General features: G+C 68.0%; 10 protein-coding genes and 1 pseudogene. 6 read left to right on the forward strand and 5 right to left on the reverse strand.

Annotated elements, in window-relative coordinates; translation table 11 throughout:
• Nucleotides 1–913: hypothetical protein (locus tag Q1V87_RS02280; RefSeq protein ID WP_300590681.1), on the reverse strand; the 913-nt coding region annotated here is incomplete at its 3' end.
• 287 nt (nucleotides 914–1200) lie between these two features.
• Here Q1V87_RS02280 and Q1V87_RS02285 point away from each other — a divergent pair.
• Both Q1V87_RS02285 and Q1V87_RS02290 read left to right on the forward strand, forming a co-directional pair.
• Entirely contained in the window at nucleotides 1201–1653 is a 453-nt protein-coding gene (locus tag Q1V87_RS02285; protein ID WP_300590682.1) for a hypothetical protein, read from the forward strand.
• A gap of 51 nt (nucleotides 1654–1704) precedes the next feature.
• Nucleotides 1705–2103: an HNH endonuclease gene (locus tag Q1V87_RS02290; protein ID WP_300590683.1), complete on the forward strand. Its 399-nt coding sequence runs from the start codon at nucleotides 1705–1707 to the stop codon at nucleotides 2101–2103.
• On the opposite strand, the gene Q1V87_RS02295 is transcribed toward Q1V87_RS02290, so the two are convergent.
• Nucleotides 2021–2431 carry a TIGR02611 family protein gene (locus Q1V87_RS02295; protein WP_300590684.1) on the reverse strand — a complete coding sequence of 137 codons (411 nt, stop codon included), beginning with the start codon at nucleotides 2429–2431 and terminating at the stop codon, nucleotides 2021–2023. The genes Q1V87_RS02290 and Q1V87_RS02295 overlap by 83 nt on opposite strands.
• A 106-nt stretch (nucleotides 2432–2537) precedes the next feature.
• On the opposite strand from Q1V87_RS02295, the gene Q1V87_RS02300 reads away from it, so the two are divergent.
• The 3 genes and pseudogenes from Q1V87_RS02300 to Q1V87_RS02310 form a co-directional block, all read left to right on the forward strand.
• Entirely contained in the window at nucleotides 2538–3230 is a 693-nt protein-coding gene (locus tag Q1V87_RS02300; protein WP_300590685.1) for a HEAT repeat domain-containing protein, read from the forward strand.
• Nucleotides 3227–4225: a MerR family transcriptional regulator gene (locus Q1V87_RS02305; RefSeq protein WP_300590687.1), complete on the forward strand. Its 999-nt coding sequence runs from the start codon at nucleotides 3227–3229 to the stop codon at nucleotides 4223–4225. The genes Q1V87_RS02300 and Q1V87_RS02305 overlap by 4 nt, the downstream gene beginning before the upstream one ends.
• A gap of 74 nt (nucleotides 4226–4299) precedes the next feature.
• Nucleotides 4300–4587: pseudogene (locus Q1V87_RS02310) on the forward strand (DUF1275 family protein); the annotation flags it as partial.
• On the opposite strand, the gene Q1V87_RS02315 reads toward Q1V87_RS02310, so the two are convergent.
• Nucleotides 4537–4713 carry a hypothetical protein gene (locus tag Q1V87_RS02315; protein WP_300590688.1) on the reverse strand — a complete coding sequence of 59 codons (177 nt, stop codon included), beginning with the start codon at nucleotides 4711–4713 and terminating at the stop codon, nucleotides 4537–4539. The pseudogene Q1V87_RS02310 and the gene Q1V87_RS02315 sit on opposite strands and share 51 nt — an antisense overlap.
• Here Q1V87_RS02315 and Q1V87_RS02320 point away from each other — a divergent pair.
• A complete protein-coding gene (locus Q1V87_RS02320) occupies nucleotides 4706–5002 on the forward strand; it encodes a DUF1275 family protein (protein ID WP_300590689.1) in 297 nt (98 codons plus the stop codon). The two genes, Q1V87_RS02315 and Q1V87_RS02320, sit on opposite strands and share 8 nt — an antisense overlap.
• Here the strand turns inward: Q1V87_RS02320 and sigJ are convergent.
• The gene (gene sigJ, locus Q1V87_RS02325; RefSeq protein WP_300590690.1) at nucleotides 4959–5864 is read right to left on the reverse strand and encodes an RNA polymerase sigma factor SigJ; all 906 of its coding nucleotides are present in this window, start codon (nucleotides 5862–5864) and stop codon (nucleotides 4959–4961) included. The two genes, Q1V87_RS02320 and sigJ, sit on opposite strands and share 44 nt — an antisense overlap.
• On the reverse strand, nucleotides 5857–6618 hold the full coding sequence (locus Q1V87_RS02330; RefSeq protein WP_300590691.1) for an SDR family oxidoreductase: 762 nt from the start codon (nucleotides 6616–6618) through the stop codon (nucleotides 5857–5859). The genes sigJ and Q1V87_RS02330 overlap by 8 nt, the downstream gene beginning before the upstream one ends.
• Between the last annotated feature and the right edge of the window lie 249 nt (nucleotides 6619–6867).

The raw sequence follows: 6867 nt of genomic DNA on the forward strand, positions 1-6867 counted from the left end.
CGCCGTACTCGTAATTGTTGTTGACCCAGATGTTGCCGTCGGGGTCGATCGCGAAGTTGCCCGGGCCGTCGAGGGTCTGCCCGTCGCCGTCGAAGCGCAGCGCGAGAGTCCAGGCCGCTGGGGCTGCCATCAGGCCCGGCCGGTCGCCGGCCACGGTCAGCGACAGGTCGTACAGCTCAGAGGGTGCAGCGCTCGGGTCCCGGGCGATCTGCGCGAACGCGCGGAACGTGTCAACGGGCCGATCGTCGGACCGCGCGCTCGCGGCATCCACGAGAACCCGGCACGCGTCGGTATCGAGCACGCACGCACTGAGGATGTTGGTGAGCGAGGTGAACGTCGGCAGTGCCTCGGTCTGCGTGCCGTTGGGTGCCGATGTGAGCACGGCGCCATAGTCGCCAGTCTGCGCATCCACGAGGTTTGCGTACATCGACGCGGCATTCGGCAGACCCGGAGAAGAGCCTTCGACCCCCTCCGGCCCGGTGAACTGGGCAAGGGCGTAGCCCGCTGCGACAGTCGTTCGCTCGTTGAGGACGACCGCCGTGGCATCCGTGGGGATGATGGCTGCGAAGGTTGCGGTCATCGTCGTGTCGTCACCGCCAGGGGCGGTCGCGAGCAGGTAGACGAGATCGTCGTCCCGCGAGACAGAACCGAGGTCGACGACGAAGTCCCCGTCACGGTCGGATGACGTGGAACCGATCTGCGCCGCCGGCTCGCCCTCCGTACCGGCTGACCAGACCGACACATCCCACCCGGACACGGGTGCGCCGTCGACGACCGGAACAACCGAACCGCTCACCGCGGAGTCCTCAGCGTCACCGTCAGCGGTCGCCCAGCACCCAGCCAGGGCGAACACGGATGCCGTCACGACCGCGACGGCGCCGAGGAGACGTCTTCCCGGGGTGTTGGTGCGCACTCTGTCGTCGGACCCAATCGGGTGGGGCTGGTTTTGGCGCACAACGTTCCGCATCGAGTTCACTCCGTCAGGTGTCTGGATCCCGTCATCGGGTCGGTTCCACGGGGCAGATTAGCAGCGCCCGACGTTCGACGCGGGCGCCAGTCGGATCGAGATTCGGTCACGAAATCCTCTGTGCTTTCTGTGACCACGTCCCCTGGGTGTCCGCGTATCAAGCAGGAATCAAGAAGCGCGGGGCTGCCCGATCCCCGTATGTTCGGTGTCACCGGCACCAGAAGGGAACCACGATGGCCGACAAGCGTGACACCTCAGCGGATGGCTTCAGCGACGCCGAACGCGACGCAATGAAGCAGCGCGCAGCGGAACTGCGCGAGCAGGCGGCGGGCGGAACGGGCTCGGCCAAAAAGAAGAAGGAAGCCCAGGCGTGCGTCGATGCCATCGCCGCACTCACGGGCACAGACAAGGCCGTCGCCGAGCTGCTCCACCGGATCGTTCAGGATGAGGCTCCCCACCTCGACCCGAAGACCTGGTACGGATTCCCCTCGTACGCACGCGACGGGAAGGTCGTCGTGTTCTACCAGCCGGCGTCGAAGTTCGACACGCGCTACGGCAGCATCGGATTCAACGAGGATGCTCTGCTCGATGACGGCGCGATGTGGGCGACGGCCTTCGCCGTTGTCGAGGTGACCGACGAGGTGGAAGCCACCCTGCGCGATCTCGTGCACCGCGCCGCCGGCTGACGCGCGCGTTTCGCCGCGCCGCCGCGGTAGGAGGGCACTACGGTCAATGCCATGGCCGTCCCACGCACCCGCCGTGCCCGTGTTGCACGGCGCCGCGCCAGGCGTGTGGCCGCATCGGGTAGTGACCTCACCGAAGTCGAATGGGTACTGATCCGCGACGCGTGGGGACGGTGCGCGTACTGCGGGCGCGCGGGTCTTGCCCTCCAGAAGGATTGCGTGCTTCCGATTTCGCGCGGCGGCCGCTACACCATAGACAACGTGGTTCCGGCCTGCGGCAGCTGTAACGCAAGCAAGTGCAACGCAGAGGTCACGAGCTGGATGCGTCGACGACGGCTCGACGAATCGGGGTTCCTTCTGGCCTGGGCTCTCATTCTGCGCGAGCTTCGCGAGCGACACGAGCCGCGCGACGCTGACGCCACCACTGCCAGAACCGGTCCAGCATCCGCTTAACCCAGCCCGACAGCCTCCGCGCCCAGTGGAACTCGGTGCCGAGCACCGCGAGCCCGAGGAAGACGACCAACCATCCCGGCCCCGGCAGTGGAACGAGCACGAGTCCGCCGAGGGTCATGATCGTGCCGACGAGAGCGACGGCGACACGGTAGGCGACCTCGATACGAGGATGCCGCGCGACCCACGCGCGCGCTGTGCGCAGCATCCGTCTGATCGGGCGGTCCTCGCGCTCAGCGTCAGCGATCTCGGCACGGATCTCACGCTCGAGTGAGCCGGATGGCGCGGGGTCGGAGCTGGGGTGTGCAGCCTCGGGGCCTGTCGAGGACATGCCCGGACGCTAACACGCGGGGCGGCGAGATCCCTGTGAAGCCGGTCACCCAGGCGCTTGACCTTGTCACTGTGACAAGCTTTTGACTGGGGTCAGGAGGTGGCCCATGACCACGGAAACCCGAAACGCCGACCGGCTCGATGCGCTGCTGCGGGATGCCTCGGCATCGACGCGGCTGCAGGCGGCTCTCACCGCGGGATCTCGCCCCGATCCGAGCTTCATTGAGCTCCTGATCGCACGGTGCGGGGTCGAGCCGGACTTCGCGGTGCGTGACACCCTCACCTGGGCGATCACCCGGCACGACAGCGACCAGACGGTGCAGCTGCTCGTGACCGAGGCGCGCAGCCTGAATCCGCAGGCCCGCAGCCAGGCGCTCCACACCCTGTCGAAGGTCGGTGTCGCTGCCGGGTGGCAGGCGATCACCCCCGAAGTGCTCTCCGATCCGGATGACGACGTCGCACGATCCGCGTGGCGTGCCGCGGTCGCGCTCGTTCCCGAAGGCCTCGAATCGGCGCTTGCCGACGCGCTCACCGGCCAGCTCGGTCGAGGCGACGCTGAGGTGCAACGCAGTCTCAGCCGCGCGCTCGTCGGCCTCGGAGAGGCGGGATCGCGTGCGATCAATCATGTTCTCGCGGGAGACGTCACCGAGAGCGCACGGATGCATGCGCTCGCGACCCAGCGACTCCTCGCCGACCCCGACGAGGGTTTCGAAGCAGCCGTGTTCGAGGCGAAGCGGGTCGTCGCGCTCCGCAACGCGCCGGAGCCGGCCGACGATGCGACGGCGGTGTCACCCCGATGAGAATCGGTGAGGTCTCCCGTCTCTCGGGAGTGAGCGCACGGATGCTGCGGCATTACGACCGCATCGGACTGGTCCAGCCGAGCGAGCGCACGAGTTCCGGGTACCGCGACTACGGTGACGACGATCTGCGCCGCCTGCTGCAGGTCGAGGCGCTGCGATCACTCGGCATGCCGCTACGCCAGGTTGGGAACGCCCTGCAGGACTCCGGAGCAACGCCCACCGACATCCTCGATCGGGTGATCGCCGGCACGGTCGAAGCCATCGCCCGAGAGCAGGAACTGCTGAGGCGGCTGCGGCAGCTGCGAGACCACGAACCCGAGCACTGGACCGATGTGCTGCACACGGTGGCGCTGCTGCAACGGCTGGGATCCGACGACGCCTCGCAACGCCAACGCGCCGCCCTGGCCAGCGCGGAACCGCCGATCGTCTCGGCGCTGATCGGCGCGGTCCTTACGGAGGATGACCCGAACGTCGCAGGAGCGCTGCAGTGGGCGCTGGCGCGCTCGGCCGACGCAACGGCAATTTCCGCACTGCGCGACGCCCTCGATGCGGGCGATGGTGCGGTCCGGCACCGCGCAGTCGCCACCCTCGTCAAGATCGCCGCGTCGCAGCGAACGGATGTCGATCCTGTCCTGCGCGGCGCTCTCTCCCACCGCGACCCGGTCATCCGCGCCGGCGCAGCTCTCGCTCTGGGGTCGCGGGCAGTCCCGGAGGCGGCAGATGAACTCATCGCGATGATCGTTCGGGGCGACGGCGATGTCGAGGCGGCCGAATCGCTCGGGCACATATCGCGCGCGCATCCCGGGACCATCGAGAAGCGACTGGATGCCGCACTGACGACTCCCGGTGACCCTGAGGCTCGACTCCGACTCACACAGGCGCTCGGTGAGATCGACAGCGAAGACGCGACGCGCATGCTCCAGCGGCTCGTCGAAGACCCCGATAACCGAGTGCGACTAACGGCGCGCTACCTCGTGAGCATCCGCGAGCACTGACACCGGCAGCAGACCGCCGATAATCTGGGCTGACGCCGCGAGATGGCCCGCGGGGGAAAGGATGCCGCCCAGCCGTGGTCGATTCACTCCCCCGTTCTCGGCTCGCGATCGCCGTTCTGCTCGCCGTCTTGGCGGGCTACATCGACGGCATTGCCTTCATCTACCTCGGCGGCTATTTCGTGTCGTTCATGAGCGGCAACACGACCCAGTCGGGCGTCGAGCTTGCCGGGGGCGATCTAGCAGCGGCCGGATTCGGTTTCGCGGTGATCGTCGCCTTTGTTGTCGGTGTGATGGCCGGGACGGCGATCCGATCACCGCGGCGCGATCGGGGCTGGCTTGTTCTGCTCGGCGTTGCGGTGCTGGTCGCCGTCGGTGCGGCTCTGGCATCCGCTCCCCCGGTCGACGCCAACGCGGTGACTGGCGCGGCTCTGGTGGCGGTCGTAACCCACCGCGGTCTGCCTCTCGCTCGCGATCGGAGCCGTGAACACCGTCTTCAGTGGGAGCGGCGGGCCCTCTTTCGGCATCACCTATATGACGGGCGCGCTCGTGAAGATCGGCGAAGGAATCGTCGGAGCGCTGCGCGGCGGCGACCGCACCGGATGGCTCCGCTCCCTTGCACTCTGGCTCGCCATTGCGGGCGGCGCGATCGGCGGCGCGGTCGGCTACGCGGCTTTCGGTACTGCGGCGCTCTGGTACGCCGCGGTCTTCGCTCTCGCAATCACGTGGGTCGATCTCACGGCCAGAGCGAGAGCTTCTCGGGGTTCAACACCAGCCTGACCTCGCGAACACTCCCCTCACCCACCTCGAGCGTCACGACGCCGATGACCCGCGCGTCGAGCCACATGGCGAAACCCAGCCCATCGGGCGTCTGCTGGGGTTCGAGCTGCACCTCGGGGCGCTTGTTCGCGATACCCAGGAGGAATCGGGCGACGCGGTCGGCGCCGACAACCGGCCGGCGAGCGGCGCTGACGTGTCCGCCGCCATCCGAACGCAACACGACCTTCGGGTCGAGCACCGCGACCAGCTCGTCGAGCCGACCCGATTGCGCGGCTGCCGCGAAAGCCCACACCACCCGGTCGTGTTCCTCCCGCGAAACCCGACGCGCGACGGCGCTCTGTACCCGACGGCGGGCAGATGCCGCGAGCTGGCGACACGCGGCATCCGTTCTGCCGACCACCTCAGCGACCTCGCGAAAGGGCACCGCGAACACCTCGTGCAGCACGAAGACCACGCGCTCTGCCGGTGTCATCGATTCCAGCACTGTCAGGAGCGCGCTGGAGACCGATTCGTCCAGGCTCACGCGGTCAAGCGGGTCCCGCGCGTCAGCAGTGGCGGATCCACGGGGATCTGCAAATGCCGTCACCGGAACCGGCTCAGGTAGCCACTCGCCGACGTAGTTCTCGCGGCGCGCCCGCGCGCTCCCGAGCATGTCCATGCAGACCCTGCCAGCCACGCGGGTCAACCATGCGCGCGGCGACACGATCGACGCCCGCTCCTGATCGGAGAGGCGGTACCAGCGCACGTAGGTCTCTTGCACGGCATCCTCGGCCTCGGCGATCGTGCCCAGCATCCGGAACGCCAGCGAGACGAGGTGACGGCGCTCGGCGATCGCCTCGTCGTCGACGGTCTGATCACTCATCGGTTCTCCCGGAGCCACCGTACTGATCCAGCCAGTCCGAGAATGTCTGCGACCCGAGGCGCGCGTCGGGTCCCGGCAGCAATCCGCCGTTCGCCATCGCCGTACCCAACCCGCCCGGCAGACGCACTTCGAACACCCGCGCCTTCGATCCGATCTGGCGCAGGTACCTGCGGGCGAGGTCGGCCATCCGCTCCTCGCGCGGACCCGCAAGGTCGGGCGCGTCGCCGTGGGCTCCGCTCTCGACGATCTGCAGCAGAGCCGCAGCAGCCTCTGCAGCTGCCACCGGCTGCGAGCGCATCCGCGGCACGAGGTGTGCGCCGAGGACCTTCGCCTGGGCGAGCACCTGAACGGCGAACTCGTGGAACTGCGTCGCCCGCAGAATCGACCAGTGCCCGGCGGATGCCGCCACCCGCTGCTCCTGCAGGAACTTGCCCGCGTAGTAGCCGTGGGGAGCCTGCGCCGCACCCACGATCGACAGCGCGACGTGGTGAACGTCGGCGCCGCGGGCAGCCGCGAGCAGGTTCTCAGTCACCGCCCCGAAGAACTCGCGAGATGCTCGGGCCGATAGCGTCTGGATCGATGCGACGTCGATGACAGCATCCGCTCCTTCGATAGCGGCTCGCACGCCGTCGCCTGCCACCAGATCGACGCCGTTCGAGCGCGAGAGCACGACGACCTCGTGCCCGGCTCTCGTCGCTTGCTCGACGATGTGGTGACCCACCGTTCCGGTTCCACCTGCAACGGCGATGCGCATGATCTCTCCTCGTCCGCGCCGTCACGACCAGGACGCACGCTCTCATCATTCAGGACGACGCAGCGCCCCAGAACGTGAGGTGGCTCCTCATTCAGACCTCGAATCGAAGGATTGTCTGACTATAGTCAGACATATGAGTTCGATCCCGCCTGATCCTGTTCTCGCCCGCGCGGAGCTGCGCGCATTCAATAGAACCGTCACCGAACGCATTGGCGTTCTCGAAGCCCAGTACCTCGACCGCGGCCGGTC

The sequence above is a fragment of the Microbacterium sp. genome (assembly GCF_030149085.1).
Taxonomy (GTDB): domain Bacteria; phylum Actinomycetota; class Actinomycetes; order Actinomycetales; family Microbacteriaceae; genus Microbacterium.